The organism is Mesorhizobium kowhaii (assembly GCF_003253745.1).
In the GTDB taxonomy this organism is placed as follows: Bacteria; Pseudomonadota; Alphaproteobacteria; order Rhizobiales; family Rhizobiaceae; genus Mesorhizobium; species Mesorhizobium kowhaii.
The window spans coordinates 206,621-221,193 of record NZ_MZXV01000056.1 but is presented as its reverse complement, the minus strand read 5'-3'; the positions used below and the strand labels follow the sequence as shown (position 1 = coordinate 221,193).

The 14,573-nt window shown below is 65.1% G+C and carries 14 protein-coding genes; 12 read left to right on the top strand and 2 right to left on the bottom strand.

Going from position 1 to position 14,573, the window contains the following annotated elements; translation table 11 throughout:
• Nucleotides 1–4 precede the first annotated feature (4 nt).
• Nucleotides 5–1,531 (top strand): SRPBCC family protein, encoded by a 1,527-nt coding sequence (locus B5V02_RS41190; protein WP_111547001.1) that lies wholly within the window; start codon nucleotides 5–7, stop codon nucleotides 1,529–1,531.
• A gap of 189 nt (nucleotides 1,532–1,720) precedes the next feature.
• Complete coding sequence (locus tag B5V02_RS26525; protein ID WP_111547208.1) at nucleotides 1,721–2,755, top strand: LacI family DNA-binding transcriptional regulator; 1,035 nt, start codon at nucleotides 1,721–1,723, stop codon at nucleotides 2,753–2,755.
• Between the two features lie 10 nt (nucleotides 2,756–2,765).
• Here the strand turns inward: B5V02_RS26525 and B5V02_RS26520 are convergent, their stop codons facing one another.
• A complete protein-coding gene (locus B5V02_RS26520) occupies nucleotides 2,766–3,710 on the bottom strand; it encodes an alpha/beta hydrolase (protein WP_111547207.1) in 945 nt (314 codons plus the stop codon).
• A 10-nt stretch (nucleotides 3,711–3,720) separates the two neighbouring features.
• Entirely contained in the window at nucleotides 3,721–4,857 is a 1,137-nt protein-coding gene (locus tag B5V02_RS26515; protein WP_111547000.1) for a Gfo/Idh/MocA family protein, read from the bottom strand.
• A gap of 177 nt (nucleotides 4,858–5,034) precedes the next feature.
• On the opposite strand from B5V02_RS26515, the gene B5V02_RS26510 reads away from it, so the two are divergent.
• From B5V02_RS26510 to B5V02_RS26465, 10 genes are read left to right on the top strand one after another with little or no spacing between them, the layout of a single operon-like run.
• Entirely contained in the window at nucleotides 5,035–6,381 is a 1,347-nt protein-coding gene (locus tag B5V02_RS26510) for an ABC transporter substrate-binding protein (RefSeq protein WP_111546999.1), read from the top strand.
• Between the two features lie 4 nt (nucleotides 6,382–6,385).
• Complete coding sequence (locus tag B5V02_RS26505; RefSeq protein ID WP_111546998.1) at nucleotides 6,386–7,318, top strand: carbohydrate ABC transporter permease; 933 nt, start codon at nucleotides 6,386–6,388, stop codon at nucleotides 7,316–7,318.
• Nucleotides 7,315–8,151 (top strand): carbohydrate ABC transporter permease, encoded by an 837-nt coding sequence (locus tag B5V02_RS26500; protein ID WP_111546997.1) that lies wholly within the window; start codon nucleotides 7,315–7,317, stop codon nucleotides 8,149–8,151. Before B5V02_RS26505 ends, B5V02_RS26500 begins: the two co-directional genes overlap by 4 nt.
• A 5-nt stretch (nucleotides 8,152–8,156) precedes the next feature.
• Nucleotides 8,157–8,978: a sugar phosphate isomerase/epimerase family protein gene (locus tag B5V02_RS26495; protein ID WP_111547206.1), complete on the top strand. Its 822-nt coding sequence runs from the start codon at nucleotides 8,157–8,159 to the stop codon at nucleotides 8,976–8,978.
• A gap of 11 nt (nucleotides 8,979–8,989) precedes the next feature.
• The gene (locus B5V02_RS26490; protein ID WP_111546996.1) at nucleotides 8,990–10,066 is read left to right on the top strand and encodes a Gfo/Idh/MocA family protein; all 1,077 of its coding nucleotides are present in this window, start codon (nucleotides 8,990–8,992) and stop codon (nucleotides 10,064–10,066) included.
• Nucleotides 10,066–10,884 carry a sugar phosphate isomerase/epimerase family protein gene (locus B5V02_RS26485; protein ID WP_111546995.1) on the top strand — a complete coding sequence of 273 codons (819 nt, stop codon included), beginning with the start codon at nucleotides 10,066–10,068 and terminating at the stop codon, nucleotides 10,882–10,884. Before B5V02_RS26490 ends, B5V02_RS26485 begins: the two co-directional genes overlap by 1 nt.
• Nucleotides 10,884–11,717, top strand: coding sequence for an alpha/beta fold hydrolase (locus B5V02_RS26480; protein WP_111546994.1), 834 nt, complete (start codon nucleotides 10,884–10,886; stop codon nucleotides 11,715–11,717). The genes B5V02_RS26485 and B5V02_RS26480 overlap by 1 nt, the downstream gene beginning before the upstream one ends.
• Complete coding sequence (locus tag B5V02_RS26475; RefSeq protein ID WP_111546993.1) at nucleotides 11,714–12,436, top strand: ribulose-phosphate 3-epimerase; 723 nt, start codon at nucleotides 11,714–11,716, stop codon at nucleotides 12,434–12,436. The genes B5V02_RS26480 and B5V02_RS26475 overlap by 4 nt, the downstream gene beginning before the upstream one ends.
• The gene (locus B5V02_RS26470) at nucleotides 12,433–13,455 is read left to right on the top strand and encodes an ROK family protein (RefSeq protein ID WP_111546992.1); all 1,023 of its coding nucleotides are present in this window, start codon (nucleotides 12,433–12,435) and stop codon (nucleotides 13,453–13,455) included. The genes B5V02_RS26475 and B5V02_RS26470 overlap by 4 nt, the downstream gene beginning before the upstream one ends.
• The gene (locus B5V02_RS26465; RefSeq protein WP_111546991.1) at nucleotides 13,448–14,548 is read left to right on the top strand and encodes an ABC transporter ATP-binding protein; all 1,101 of its coding nucleotides are present in this window, start codon (nucleotides 13,448–13,450) and stop codon (nucleotides 14,546–14,548) included. The genes B5V02_RS26470 and B5V02_RS26465 overlap by 8 nt, the downstream gene beginning before the upstream one ends.
• The last annotated feature ends 25 nt before the right edge of the window (nucleotides 14,549–14,573 follow it).

The following is a 14,573-nucleotide window of genomic DNA, read 5'->3' as shown; positions in this document are numbered from 1 at the left end:
GCCGATGGTCAGGGTTTGCCAGAGCACGATCATCGACGCACCGATCGAGGAGGTCTGGGCGATCCTGCGTGATTTCAACGGCCATGACCGTTGGCACCCGGCAATTTCCTTCAGCGAGATCGAGGGCGGTGAGCCGGTCGATGCGGTCGGCTCGGTGCGACACTTCCGGCTCGCCGACGGTGGCGAGTTGCGCGAACAATTGCTGGCGCTGTCCGACAAGGACCGAAGGCTGAGCTATTGCCTGCTCGAGGCGCCGCTGCCGTTGATGGGCTATGTCGCCTCGGTGCGGCTGAAGCCGGTGACCGACGGCAACGCCACCTTCTGGGAATGGCGTTCCGAGTTCAACCCGCCGGCGCATCGCCGCGACGAACTGGTCAAACTGGTCACCGAAGGCATCTATCAGGCCGGCTTCGCGGCCGTGCGCGATCTCCTGCGGCGCGGAAGTGTCGGCTCGCCGGTCGATGCGAGATCACCTCGGGCCGTTGCCGCCCCGGTGCCTTCCGCAAGCCTGCCGCGTGCCGTATCAACACTCGCCCCAGGGCAGGGCGCGACAACCAGGGCTATCGTCATCGAGCGCTATGGCGGGCCGGAGGAGTTGCTCCTTAAGGAAATCGGACTGCCGCCGCCAGCGCCGACCGAGGTCCGGATCCGCCACACGGTGATCGGCGTCAATTTCATCGACGTCTATTGCCGCACCGGTTTTTTCGACCTCTTGCAGCCGCCTGGTGTGCCGGGCATGGAGGCCGCCGGCGTCATTGAAGCCGTTGGTTCGGCGGTGTCGGGTTTCGCCGTCGGCGACCGTGTCGCCTATGCCTGTCCGCCGGTCGGCGCCTACTGCGAGCGGCGCAACATGACGCCCGAATTGCTGATCCATCTCTCCGACGATATTTCGGACGAGATCGCCGCCGCCGGCCTGCTCAAAGGGATTTCCGCCAGTTTTCTGCTGCACGATGTCCATGTCGTGAAGCGCGGCGCCATCGTTCTCATTCATGCGGCGGCCGGCGGTATCGGCCAGTTGCTGGTGCAGTGGGCCCGTCATCTCGGCGCGACGGTGATTGCTACGGTGTCGAGCGATGACAAGGCGCGCATCGTCGAACGCCTCGGCGCACACCATGTGATTGTCTATTCTCGCGAGAATTTCGCCGAGGCCGTCATGCGACTGACCAATGGCGCGGGCGCCGATATCGCCTATGATGCGGTCGGTAACGACACCTTCGGCGGTTCGATTGCTGCCCTTGCCGTGCGCGGCCACCTCGTCAGTTTCGGCCAGGCCTCGGGGCCGGTCGGCAATTGGGACATCGGTCGCTTCGCCACCAAGTCACTGACCCTTTCGCGGCCCAACTACGCCCATTACACCGACACGCCGGAAAAGCTCGCTCCACACGTCGCCAGGTTTTTCCAAGCGCTTCGCCAAGGCGTCGTCAGGGTCGAGGCGCCGACGCGTTACGACCTTGTCAACGCCGCTGTCGCTCACCGCGATCTGGAATCCCGCCGCACGACGGGAGCCTTGGTCCTGCTGCCCCAGCCTTAATCGAGGGCCGTCAATTTCAGGGCGCCAATAAAGAATTTGACGCACGTAATGTTTTTGCGTTGTATTGGAAACTGTGAAAATTGACTGAATAAGTTCGGCCAAGCATTGCCGCTTCCGGACAACGGCCGCATGACTGGTGACGGCCGGATCGTTTCGGTCGGCGACGCGGCAAGAGGACCTGATAGATCGATGGCGGAGAAGACGCACCGCACGATGGATGATTTCGCCCGGGCATGTGGCGTGTCACGGCCGACGCTGTCGAAATATTTTGACGATCCGGCGAGCGTGAGGCCGGCGACGCGGGCGCGCATCGAAGCCGCGTTGCGTTCCTCGGACTACCAACCGAACCTGTTCGCCCGCAATCTCAATCGCAAGCGCACCCGCAACATCGGCATCGTCGTGCCGACGATCACCGATCCATTCTATGCCGAGATGGTCAGCCGCATCGAATTTCGCTGCCGCGACGAGGGCTATTGGCCGATCGTCATCTCCTCGCATGGCTCGCCGAAGCTGGAAGCGGAGTCGGTCAGGACGCTGCTGTCATTGAAGGTCGCCGGCGCGATCATCGCGCCGCTCGGCCTGGCCTCCGATCGCGGCGTTTTCGACAAGCTCGGACAGGATATTCCGATCGTCTATTTCGACACCTATATCGAGGGCGACACGCCTTTCGTTGGCAACGACAACCACCAGAGCACGTCGACCATGGTCGACTATCTCAACCGCTCCGGAGAACCGCCTGTCTATGTCGACATTCCGCATGTCAACCACAATTCGGGTGAACGGCTGCAAAGCTACATCGCGACGATGCAAGTCGCCGGTTTGGAACCCGTCGTCATCGACGCGGCGCGCGACTATACTTGGGACTTCGAGCGCATCGGCCACGAATGGATGGAAAGGACGCTCGATGTTGGCGGTCTGCCCGGCCGCACGATCCTGTGTGCCAATGATCGTCTCGCCTTTGGCGTGATGGCGGCTGCGTTCTCGCGCGGACTGAAGATCGGCCGCAGGCCCGACAGCGATCTGCGCGTTGCCGCGCATGACGATCATCCGTTGAGCCGCTACACCTGTCCGGCACTGACCACCATGGCGCAGGATTTCGCCGCCATGGCCGGCCGCAGCGTCGAGATCCTGCTGGCCTTGCTGGACGAGGCCGATCCGCCAAAGCAGGACTTGGCACGCACGGTCAAGCTCGGTGCGACCCTGGTGATGCGTCAGTCGGCCTGAGCGTCCAGCGTCAGCGACCCTTCTCGAATTGGCGCCAGGCAGCCACCGCCTCGGCCACCGCTTGCCGCGCGGCGGGGATATGGCGTCCCATCGAGACGAAGCCGTGGATCTGGCCCGCCCATTGCCGCAGGACCAGCGGCACGCCTGCGGCTTGCAGGCGCTCGGCGTAGGCTGCCCCTTCGTCGGCAAGGATGTCGCAGCCGGCAAGCGCGACGAAAGCTGGCGCGACGCCGGCGAGATCAGGCGCCAGCAAGGGCGAGACGCGCCAGTCCACGATGTCGTCGGACGTTTGCACATAGTGGTCGCGGAACCATGCCATGGTGGTTGCCGTAAGCCCGAGGCCGTCGCCGAAGCGCCGGTAGCTGTCGGCCGTCTGCCTCGCATCGGTGTTGGGATAGATCAGGATCTGGGCGGCAAGGGATAGCGCCAGTCCATCGCGGGAAAGCAGCGCCAGCACGGCGGCGAGATTGCCGCCGGCACTGTCGCCGGCAACGCCGATGCGGGTACGAGCGATGCCGAGACCGGCGGCATTCTCTGCCATGAAGCGGAGCGTCGCCAGACAATCCTCCAGCCCGGCAGGAAATTTGTGTTCCGGCGCCAGGCGATAGTCGGGGCAGACAATGACGGCATTGCCGAGATTGGCCAGCCAGCGGCAGATCTCGTCATGCGAATCGAGATTACCGACGACCCAGCCGCCGCCATGCAGATAGAGCAGCGCCGGCGCCCCGCTTTGCGGCGCACTGACGCCGCGATGGACGCGGATCGTCACAGACCCGTTCGGCCCGTCGATCCGCTGTTCTGCGGTCGTTGCGACCGGTTCGTGCTCGCCCTGTTGCGTCGGGAACGAAGCGTTGTAGGCGGCCCGCGCCGCCGCCACGCTGCCGGTCTCGAACGGCTCGCCGCCAGCCGCACGGCCGATTTCAAGGACGCGCAGCGCATCCTGGTCAAGCGTCATCGTCATATCCTCAGGCAAGCAGGTCGCTCGCCTCTTCCTCTGTCAGCAGGGCCGGTTGGGTGACATCCCCCGCGACCATCACCGAGCCCTGGCTCTCGCCGGAACGCAGGACAGCCTCCATAATTTCCAGCACATGCAGCGCGAGATTGCCGGAGGCGCGTGGCGTGTTGCCGGTTTGAAGCGAGCGCACCAGATCGGCGACGCCGAGCATGCGGTAATTGGCGCGGTCGGGCGCCGCATAGGGCCAATTGCGGGCGCCGTAGAGATCGCCTTCGCTGGCGAAATCCTTCCAGTCGGTGCCGCGTTCGGACAGCGACACGGTGCCGCCGAACGTGTCGGGGTCGGGCAGACGCAGCGAGCCTTCCGTGCCATGCAGCTCGATCGGGTGGTTTGAGTGGCGAAAGACGTCCCACGAGGCGCCGAAGGTGACCGTCGCGCCCGAGCGGAATTCAAGCAGCGACAGCACGTTGGTTGGCGTGCCGACCTTGAATGTGGTGTTCTTGAACGGTCCATCGGCGGTGATCAGCCTTTCCTCCTGGCCGCGTGTCGCCATCGCCATGACACGTTCGACCGGTCCGAGCAGGTTGACCAGCATGGTCAGATAGTAGGGCCCCATGTCGAACACCGGCCCGCCGCCGGGCTGGTAGTAGAATTGCGGGTTGGGGTGCCAGTGCTCCATGCCGCGGCCCATCATGAAGGCCGTGCCGGTGACCGGACGGCCGATGGCGCCGGCGTCCATCAGCCGGCGCGCCCGGCGTCCAGCGGCACCGAGGAAGGTGTCGGGCGCCGAGCCGAGCCGCAGGCCGCGCGACTTCGCCTCGCTGACCAGAAGCTGCCCGTCGGCGGCCGAGGTGGCGAGCGGCTTTTCGGTGAAGACGTGCTTGCCGGCCGAAAGCGCCGACATGGTGACGTCGAAATGCACGGCGGGAATGGTGAGGTTGAGAACGAGGCCGATTTCGGGATCGGCAAGCAAGGCATCGACGCCCATTGCCCTGATGCCGTATTCGCGGGCTCGCAGGGCGGCGGCGTCCGGCGAGATGTCGGCGCAGGCCTTCAATTCCACGCCGGCAAAAAGTGCTGCGTTGCGCATGTAGGTCATGGCGATGTTGCCGCAACCTATGACCCCTACACCAAGCTTTTCCATCATTCCTCCAGTCGGCTGCGGTCCGTCATTCCATGCCGGATCGGCGAATCTTCGTCCACGTCGTGGGCACATTGATGCATCATTATGCAGTTTAAATCTTGACGCGCGACAATTTTTTATAAATCATGTGCGAAGTTGGACGGGCGGGAGTGGCTGCCGTCAACTCTGGGAGGACTACACATGGACGAGTCAAGGAAGGGGCCGCGCAGCGGCTCCAAGTCGATTGGGCATGTCACCATTGCCGATCGCCGGCAATTTCTCATCGGTTCCGCCGGCCTTCTCGGCGCGGCGGCGTTCGGGGCAGGGACGTCGCTCGGTATTGGCCGGGCTCGCGCCCAGAGCCGGGCCGAAATCTCGTTTGCCAGCGCCGCCTTCTTCGGCAAGGAGACCTTCGGCGACCTGATCAAGGCCTTCAACGAATCGCAGGACCGCATCCTGGTCAAGAACATCGAACTGCCGCCGCCGAGCTCCTCCACCGAGGTCTACCAGGGCCTCGTCCAGCAGCTCGCACGCCGCACCGGCACGCCTGACGTCTTCAGCCAGGACGTGATCTGGATCGCCGGCTTTGCCGCCGCCGGATGGGCGCTGCCGCTGGACGAGTATTTCCCGGCCGACAAGCGCAGCGCCTACTTCACCGGAACCCTCAATGCCTGTACCTACGGCGGCAAGCTCACCGCCCTTCCCTGGTTCATGGATTCGGGCATGTTCTATTACCGCAAGGACGTGCTGGAAAAGCATGGCGGCAAGGTGCCGGAAACCTGGACCGACATGGCGACCATTGCCGCCGCCGCGCAGAAGGCCGGCGACATCGATTTCGGCTATCTCTGGCAAGGCAAGCAGGCCGAGGTTCTGGTCTGCGACGCGGTCGAGATCATCACCTCTAACAACGGCGCCATCCTGGCGCCCGACGGCAAGTCGTCGCTGATCAACCAGAAAGGCGCAGTGGAGGCGATCCAGTTCCTGCACGACACCATCGCCACCAACAAGGTCAGCCCGCAGGACGTGCTGTCTTGGGACGAGGAACCGTCGCGTCAGCCCTTTACCTCGGGCAAGGCGATGTTCATGCGCAACTGGTCCTATGTCTATCCGATCGCCCAGGACGCCAAGGCATCCCAGGTGGTCGACAAGGTCGGCGTCGCGCCGCTGCCGTCGTTCCCCGGCGGCAAGAGCTCGGCCTGCCTCGGCGGCTACCAGCTCGGCGTCAATGCCAACTCGAAGCAGCGCGAAGCCGCGATCGAACTCTTGACCTGGCTGTCGTCGACCGAGACCCAGCACCGCATCGCGCTGAACTTCGGCCTCGCACCGACGCGGCCGGCGCTGTTCCAGGACGCACAGATCAAGAAGGAACAGCCGTTCATGGCCAGCCTCGAGAAAGTCTTCACCGGCGCCACGGCGCGGCCGATCACGCCCGAATACGCGAAAGTGACGCTGGCCTTGCAGTCCGGCATCTCCAAGGCACTGGTCTCTGGCAACATCCAGGCCGAGATGGACGCGACGGCGGCGCAAATCGACAAGATCGTAGGCTGATTGAATGTCCGCGGCGGCCACTATTCCTGGCATCGGCCGGCCGCGGCGCTCCGGCAAGGCGCTTCCGGGCGCCTTGTGGGCCTTGCTTCTGCTGACGCCAGCCTTCGTGTCGCTGGCGTCGGTTTCGTTCTACCCGATCGTCAACGGGCTCTACCTCTCGCTCACCAACACCTCGTTGATTACGCAGGAGCAGGATTTCACCGGCTTCTCCAATTATGTGGAGCTGTGGGGCGACCCACAGTTCTGGAATGCCTGGTGGCACACGATGTGGTTCACCGCCGCCTCGACGGTGCTGGAGACGGTGATTGGGCTCGGCATGGCGCTCATCCTGTGCGAAGCCTTCAAGGGGCGCGGCCTTGTGCGCGCCGCCATGCTGGTGCCGTGGGCAATGCCCACCGTCGTCACCTCCAAGATGTTCGGCTGGCTGTTCGACGGCCAGAACGGCATCGTCAACTACATCCTCCTGCATGCCGGGCTGATCGACCAGAACATCAACTGGTACGGCTCCACCGACACGGCGATGATCACCATCATCATCGCCGATGTCTGGAAGACGACGCCGTTCATGGCACTGCTGCTTCTGACCGGGTTGCAGACCGTGCCCAATTCGCTGATCGAGGCGGCGCGCATGGATGGCGCCAAGGGCTGGATCACCTTCTGGTATATCCGCCTGCCGCTCCTGATGCCGACTTTGCTGATCGCCGGCCTGTTCCGCGCGCTCGATGCCTTCCGCGTCTTCGATCTCGTCTATGTGCTGACCGGCGGCGGCCCGGCCGATTCGACCGAGACGCTGTCGACGCTGTCCTACAAGGTGCTCTTCTCGACGCTGCAGTTCGGCTACGGTTCGGCCGTCTCGACGGCGATGTTTGTCACCGAGGGCATCATCGCGCTGGTGTTCTGCCTGTATCTCATCCGGCAGATCAGGAGAGCGCAATGAACGATACGCGCTTGCCGCTGCAGACAGTCGCCATCTATCTCGGCGCCTTGCTGATCTTCGTCTGGTCGGGTGGTCCGTTCATCTGGCAGTTCTCGACCTCGTTCCAGCTCGACAAGGCGCTGACGTCAGGCTCGCCGTCGCTGATCCCGCATCCCTTCACGCTGGAGCATTACTACAACGCCTTCGTCGAGAAACAGCTTCACCGCTATGTCTGGAACTCGCTGGTGGTCTCGCTGGCGACAACCTTCCTGTGCCTGTTCGTCGGCTCGCTGGCCGCGTTCGCGCTGTCGCGGCTGAACATCAAGGGCCGCTTCGGCATTCTGATGGTCATCCTTTCGGTGTCGATGTTTCCGCAGATCGCGCTGGTCGGGCCGCTCTATCTGGTGGCCACCAATCTCGGCCTGCTCGACACCTACACGGCGTTGATCATTACTTACCTGGCGCTCGGCCTGCCGCTCGTCACTTGGGTGCTGTTCGGCTATTTCGAGACGCTGCCGCGCGAGATCGACGAGGCGGCGCGCATGGATGGCGTCAGCGTGCCCGGCCTGCTCTGGCGCATCATCCTGCCGATGTCGCTGCCGAGCCTGGTGACCACCGGCCTGCTCGCCTTCATCACCGCGTGGAACGAATTCCTGTTCGCGCTCGCCTTCACCTCCAACATCGACCGGCAGACGATACCGGTCGGCATCGCCAACTTCACCAACCTCTATTACGTCCCCTGGGGCGATATTGCCGCGGCCTCCGCCGTGGTGACCGTGCCCTTGATCCTCCTGGTGCTGTTCTTCCAGCGCCACATCATCGAAGGACTGACCCAGGGCGGCGTCAAGGAATGAACGACATGACGAAGACGAAGCTCAAGGTCGGCTGCCAGACCTTCACCTGGGAAATGCTGGGCAAGGCCTGGACCGGGGGCCCCGACGATCTGTTGAACGCGATAGACGATGGCGGTTACGCCGGCATCGAGATCACCGACACCATGATCGGCCATTATGCCGACAGGCCGGCCGAGTTCGCTACCGCGCTCGACGCCCGAGGCCTCGCCCTCGTCTCCTTTGCCTTTGGCTCGAAGAGCGGTTTCACACTGAAAGAGGCGCTGGAAGGTGACCTCGAAGCCGCCCGGCGCTGGGTCGGCTTTGCCGCGAACTTTCCCGGCGCGCTGGTGTCGATTGGTTCGGCGACGGTCGTCTCCGATGGTCCGCGCCAAGACAAGTTCGCCATATCAGCCGAATTCTACAATCGCGCCGCCGAGATCGGCCGCAAGGCCGGTGTGGATGTCGCGGTGCATCCGAGCTCGCACCACAACACGCTGCTGTTCGACCGCGCCGATTACGACACGATCTTTGCCTTGCTCGACCCCGACCTGGTCGGCTGGGTGCCGGATACCGGCCATATCTTGCGCGGCCACAAGGACATGCTCGACACGCTGCGCACCCACCGCGACCGCATCCGTTACATCCATCTCAAGGACGTCGACGCCAAAGGCACCTGGGCCATGCTTGGCAAGGGCGTCTGCGATACCCCCGCGGTCATCGAGATCGCCGGCACCGCGCCGCACTTCACCGGCTGGCTGGTGCTCGAAGAGGAATCCGACACGGCTGCCGCCGACCCCGCCGGCGCGGTCAAGACCAACCGCCAGACAATGCGCAGCTACGGCGCCTGAAGAACGAGACGATGATCAAGAAACAGGACAGACGCCTCAGGGTCGGCGTGCTCGGCTGCGGCCCCATCGCGCAGTTCGCGCATCTGCAATCCTGCGTCAAGGCGGGCAATGCGGACCTCTACGCCATCTGCGACGCGGCACCCGACCTGCTCGCCCGCATGGGTGCCACCTACGAGCCGCGGAAGATGTATGCCGACTATGACGCGATGCTCGCCGATCCCGAATTGGAGGCAGTGATCGTCGCCACCTCGGACGCCTATCATGTGCCGATGTCGATCAAGGCGCTCGATGCCGGCAAGCATGTACTGTGCGAAAAGCCGATCGGCACTTCAGTGGAAGAAGGGGAGGCGCTGGCGGAGGCGGTCAGGCGCTCGGGCAAGGTCCTGCAGGTAGGCCACATGAAGCGCTTCGACCCGGCGCTGGAGGCGGCGCGCGACTTCGTCCGCGACGAGATCGGCGACGTGCTGGCACTGAAGGCGTGGTACTGCGATTCCACCCATCGCTATACCAACACCGATGCCATCCAGCCGCTGCCCGTCACCAGCAAACTGGCGAGGAAGCCGGCCGGAAATCCGAAGGCCGACCTGCGGCAGTATTTCATGCTCGCGCATGGCTCGCATCTCGTCGACACGGCGCGTTTCCTGTGCGGCGAGATCGTCGCCGTGCGCGCCCGCCTCAACGAGCGTTTCGGCGCCTATTGCTGGTTCGTCGAGACCGAGTTCGCCAGCGGCGCGCTCGGCCATCTCGATCTCACCGTTGCCGTGCGGATGGACTGGCACGAAGGTTTCCAGCTCTATGGCGAGAACGGCTCTGTCATCGCCAAGACTTTCAACCCTTGGTACTTCCGCGCCAGCGAGGTCGAGATCTTTCACGAGAAGACCGCCACGGCCCATAAGCCGCTCGGCGCTGACGGCCATTTCTTCCGCCGCCAGCTCGAAGGTCTTGCCGAAACGGTGCTTGAAGGCGCGCCGATGCGCGGCGCCAATGTCGAGGACGGCATCGCGTCGATCCGCGCCATGGTCGCCATTGCGCGCTCGGTGGAGACCGGCGAGCGGGTCGAACTCGCCTCGGTTTCGGGGGCGGTCTGATGCGTCTCGGCATTTTCGCCAAGACCTTTCCCGGCGCCGAGCCGGCCGCCGTGCTGGCCGCCGTGCGGCAGGCTGGCTATGAGACCACGCAGTTCAATCTTGCCTGCGCCGGCCTGCCGTCGATGCCCGATGCCGTGCCGGCGGAAGCCGTCGCGGCGATCCGCGCCGCCGCGCAGTCGACTGGTGTTTCGCTCGCAGCAATTTCTGGCACCTACAACATGGCGCATCCCGACAAGGCCGTCCGCGACGACGGCCTCAGGCGCCTGGCCATCGTCATCGAGGCGGCGGCTGTCCTGGACATTCCCCTGGTCACACTCTGCACCGGCTCGCGCAACGCCGCCGATCAATGGGCGTACCATCCCGACAATGCCGATCCGGTCGCCTGGTCCGACATGGCCGCCGAGATGGCGAAGGCGCTGGTGCTGGCCGAACAGGCAGGCGTCGATCTCGGCATCGAGCCCGAGCAGGCCAACATCGTCACCTCGGCCAAGGATGCCACCCGGCTGATCGCCGAGATGGGGTCGCGGCATCTGAAGATCGTGCTTGATCCGGCAAACCTGTTCGAGCACGCGACGCCTGACGAGACGCGCGCCATTGTCGCCGCCGCGATCGACGAGGCTGCCGCCCACATCGCAATGGCGCACGCCAAGGACCGCTATGGTGACGGCCGCTTCGCCACCGCCGGGCAAGGCATTGTCGACTTCCCGGATTTAGCCGCGCGGCTGAAGGCAGTGGGCTTCGACGGGGCACTCGTTACTCACGGGCTGTCCGCCGACGAAGCCCCCGGCGTCGCCGCCTTCCTGCGGAGGTTCCTCTGATGGACGCCGCGCCGACGGTCATGCTTCGCGACGATGCAGCACTTCGTGTCTTCGACACGGGGCAGGGCAGGCTTCCGGTCGTTTTCCAGCACGGTCTCGGCGGCGATGCAGCGCAGGTGGCGCAGAACTTTTCCGACAGCCCGTCATACCGCCGACTGACCGTCGAGTGTCGCGCACAGGGTGGCTCCGGCGCCGGCCGTGGGCGGCCCTTTTCGATCGCCATGTTTGCCGATGATGTGCTGGCCGCCGCCGACGCGGCCGGCATCGACCGTTTCGTCGCCAGCGGCATCTCGATGGGCGCGGCGATCGCGCTGCGGCTTGCAAGCCGTTACCCGGACCGCGTCCTGGGTTTGGTGCTGGTGCGCCCTGCCTGGGCCTTCGATGCGGCGCCGCAAAACATGCGCCCCTACGCGGAGGTGGCGGAGCTCATCCGCGACCGCCCGCTGGATGACGCGCGCAACGCCTTTGCAACCTCCGTCACCGCCGCCCGCTTTCGCAAGGAAGCACCGGACAATCTCGCTTCCCTGCTCGGCTTCTTCGAGCGCGACAATGCGGCTGTCTTCGCCGAGGTGATGCAGGCGATCGCAAACGATGGGCCCGGCGTCACGCAGGCAGCGGCCGCCGGCCTCAAGGTCCCCGCGCTGGTCATCGGCAGCGGCATCGATCTCGTCCATCCGCTGGCGACCGCCCGCTTCCTCGCCGATGCGATCCCCAACGCCGCCTTTGCCGAGGTGACGCCGAAGGCCACCGACAAGGATCGCCATTTCGCCGAGGTCCGCGCTTCTATCGCGGGCTTCCTCGATGATCGTTTCAACAACCAGGACCAGTCATGATCTCGAAACCACTCACAGGCCCGGCCGCCATCGCCGCACTGCCGCGCGACCGCATGATCGCTGAATTCTCGCTGTGGTCCGCCGACCTCGTCAATTTCGAGAGCGACCTGAAGCGCATCGAGCCCTATGTCGACCTTCACCACATCGATGTGGCTGACGGTCATTTCGCCCCGTCCTTCCTGTTCTTTCCCGATCTCGTCGCCCGCATCGCCAGGCTGACGGCCAAACCCATCCACGTCCATCTGATGGTCGATGCGGCGGTTGTCGAGGCGCAGACGCGCCAGTTCATCGAGGCCGGCGCCGACATGATCAGCGTCCATGCCGAGAACGGCGAGGCGGGATTGCGCGCCGTTCGGTTGGCGCGCGAACTCGGCGCGGAAGCCGGCGTCGTGCTCAGGCTCGAGACGCCGGTCGAAACGGTGACGCCTTTCGTCCCGGAGGTCGCTTTCGTCACGCTGCTTGGCACGGCTATCGGCGTCAAGGGCCAGAGCCTGTCGGACGAGGCCTGCGACAGGCTGGGCGCTGCCCGCGCCATCCTGAGAGAGGCCGGCCGCGAGGCGGCCGTGGTTCTGGCCGCCGATGGCGGCATTCGCCACGAGACGGTGCCGTTGCTGCGTGCCGCCGGCGCCGAAACCGTGGTTCTCGGCTCGCTCGCCTTCGGCGACAAGGATCTGGCCGGCCGCATTGGCTGGCTGCACGGCTTGAAGGTCGCGGCATGAACAACGAAGCCGCCCTCGCGATCGATCTTGGCGGCACCGAGCTTCGTGCCGCCCTGGTCGACCGCGACGGCAAGATCCTGGCGTTCGCCGCGGTGCCGACGCAGGCGCAGGCCGGCCCCGACGTGGTGATCGGCCAGATCGAAGCGCTGGCCGCGACCGTCCATGCCGAGGCCCCGGCGCTCGCCATCGTCGGCGTCGGCGTCGGCGCGCCGGGACCGCTCGATCCGCTGGCCGGCATCGCCGTCGGACCGCCGACACTCGCCGGCTGGCTGGACGTGCCGCTTGCCGATATCCTCGAACGGCGGCTCGGCCTGCCGGTGCGGCTGGAAAACGATGCCAATGCCGCGGCACTCGGCGAATGGCGCTTCGGCGCCGGTCATGGCGCCCGCTCGCTGGTCTTCGTCACGGTTTCCACCGGCATCGGCGGCGGTGTCGTCGTCGACGGACGCATTCTCCATGGCCGCCGTGGGCTCGCCGCCGAGATCGGCCATATGACCATCACCAATGAAGGCGAGCGTTGCATGTGCGGCGTCGTCGGCTGCTTCGAGGCCATCGCCTCGGGCACCGCGCTCGGCCGCCGCGCCAATGCCGCGACAGCGCCCTGGGATGGCTCGGCGCTGCGGCGCCTCTCTGCGAACGGCGAGGTGACCGGCCGTCACGTGGTCGAGGCGGCACGGCTGCAAGACGAGCTTGCCTTGGCCCTGCTCGAGGAGGAAGCCCGCTGGCTTGGCATCGGCTTCACCAATCTTTTGCATCTCTATTCGCCCGATGTGCTGGTCGTCGGTGGCGGCATTGCCAATGGGCTCGACCTCATGGCGCCTGCCATCGAGGCGACCATCAGGCAGCGGGCCATGCGTGCCTATCGCGACGTGCCGGTCGTTCAGGCCCAGCTTGGCCGCCACGCCGGGCTCGTTGGTGCTGCCAGCCTTGTCCTGTTCGATGACGGAGGTACGTTGGCGGCACGCATGCCTGTCGGTCCAAGCACATATCCGGATGCGAGGAGGGACTTCAATGGCTGAGCTCAAGCTGCGCGGCGTGCGCAAATCCTACGGCAATGCCGAGGTGATCAAGGGTGTCGACCTCGATGTCGGCGACCGCGAGTTCGTCGTCTTCGTCGGCCCGTCGGGCTGCGGAAAATCGACGCTGCTGCGCATGATCGCCGGTCTCGAGAAGATCACCGCCGGCGAGCTGATGCTTGATGGCGCGCGCATCAATGAGGTCGATCCCTCCGAACGCGGCCTCGCCATGGTGTTCCAGTCCTATGCGCTCTATCCGCATATGACGGTCGCCGAAAATATGGGTTTTGCCCTGAAGATCGCCGGGCTTCCGGTCGTCGAGCGTGACGCCAAGGTCAAGGCGGCGGCCGAGGTGCTGCAGCTGTCGCATCTGCTCGAGCGGCGGCCGAAGGAGCTTTCCGGCGGCCAGCGCCAGCGCGTCGCGATCGGCCGCGCGATCGTGCGCCAGCCGAAGGTGTTCCTGTTCGACGAACCGCTGTCGAATCTCGACGCTGCGCTGCGCGTCAACATGCGGCTGGAGCTGATGCAGCTGCACGAACGGCTCGCCGCCACCATCGTCTATGTCACGCACGACCAGACCGAGGCGATGACCATGGCCGACAAGATCGTCGTCCTCAATGGCGGCAACATCGAGCAGGTCGGCTCGCCGCTCGACCTTTATGCGAGACCGGCCAATGTTTTCGTCGCGGGCTTCATCGGTTCGCCGAAGATGAACATGCTGCCGGTGCGGGTTCTCTCCGCCAACACGGATGGCGTTGCCGTTGCCCTGCCGGGCGGGGCCAGCCTGGTCGTTCCGGTCGAGGCGGGCCCGCTTGCGCCGAACAGCGAGTTGCTGCTCGGCATCCGACCGGAACATATCCGCATCGCAGATGCGGGCCAGTTCAAGGGCGAGGCGGTGCTGGCCGAACGGCTCGGCGGCCTGACCATCCTGCATGCCGAGATCGGCGAGAAGACAAGGCTGGTCGTGCAGACCGAGGGCATCGACACGACGCCGCTGCACAGCCCCATCGCCATGCAGGCCGACCCCTCCCGCTGCCATCTCTTCGCCGCCGACGGCAAGGCACTGGCGCCTCTGGGCAAAACCGGTGCCGCCTGACATCGTTGTGACCTACATGCCAACG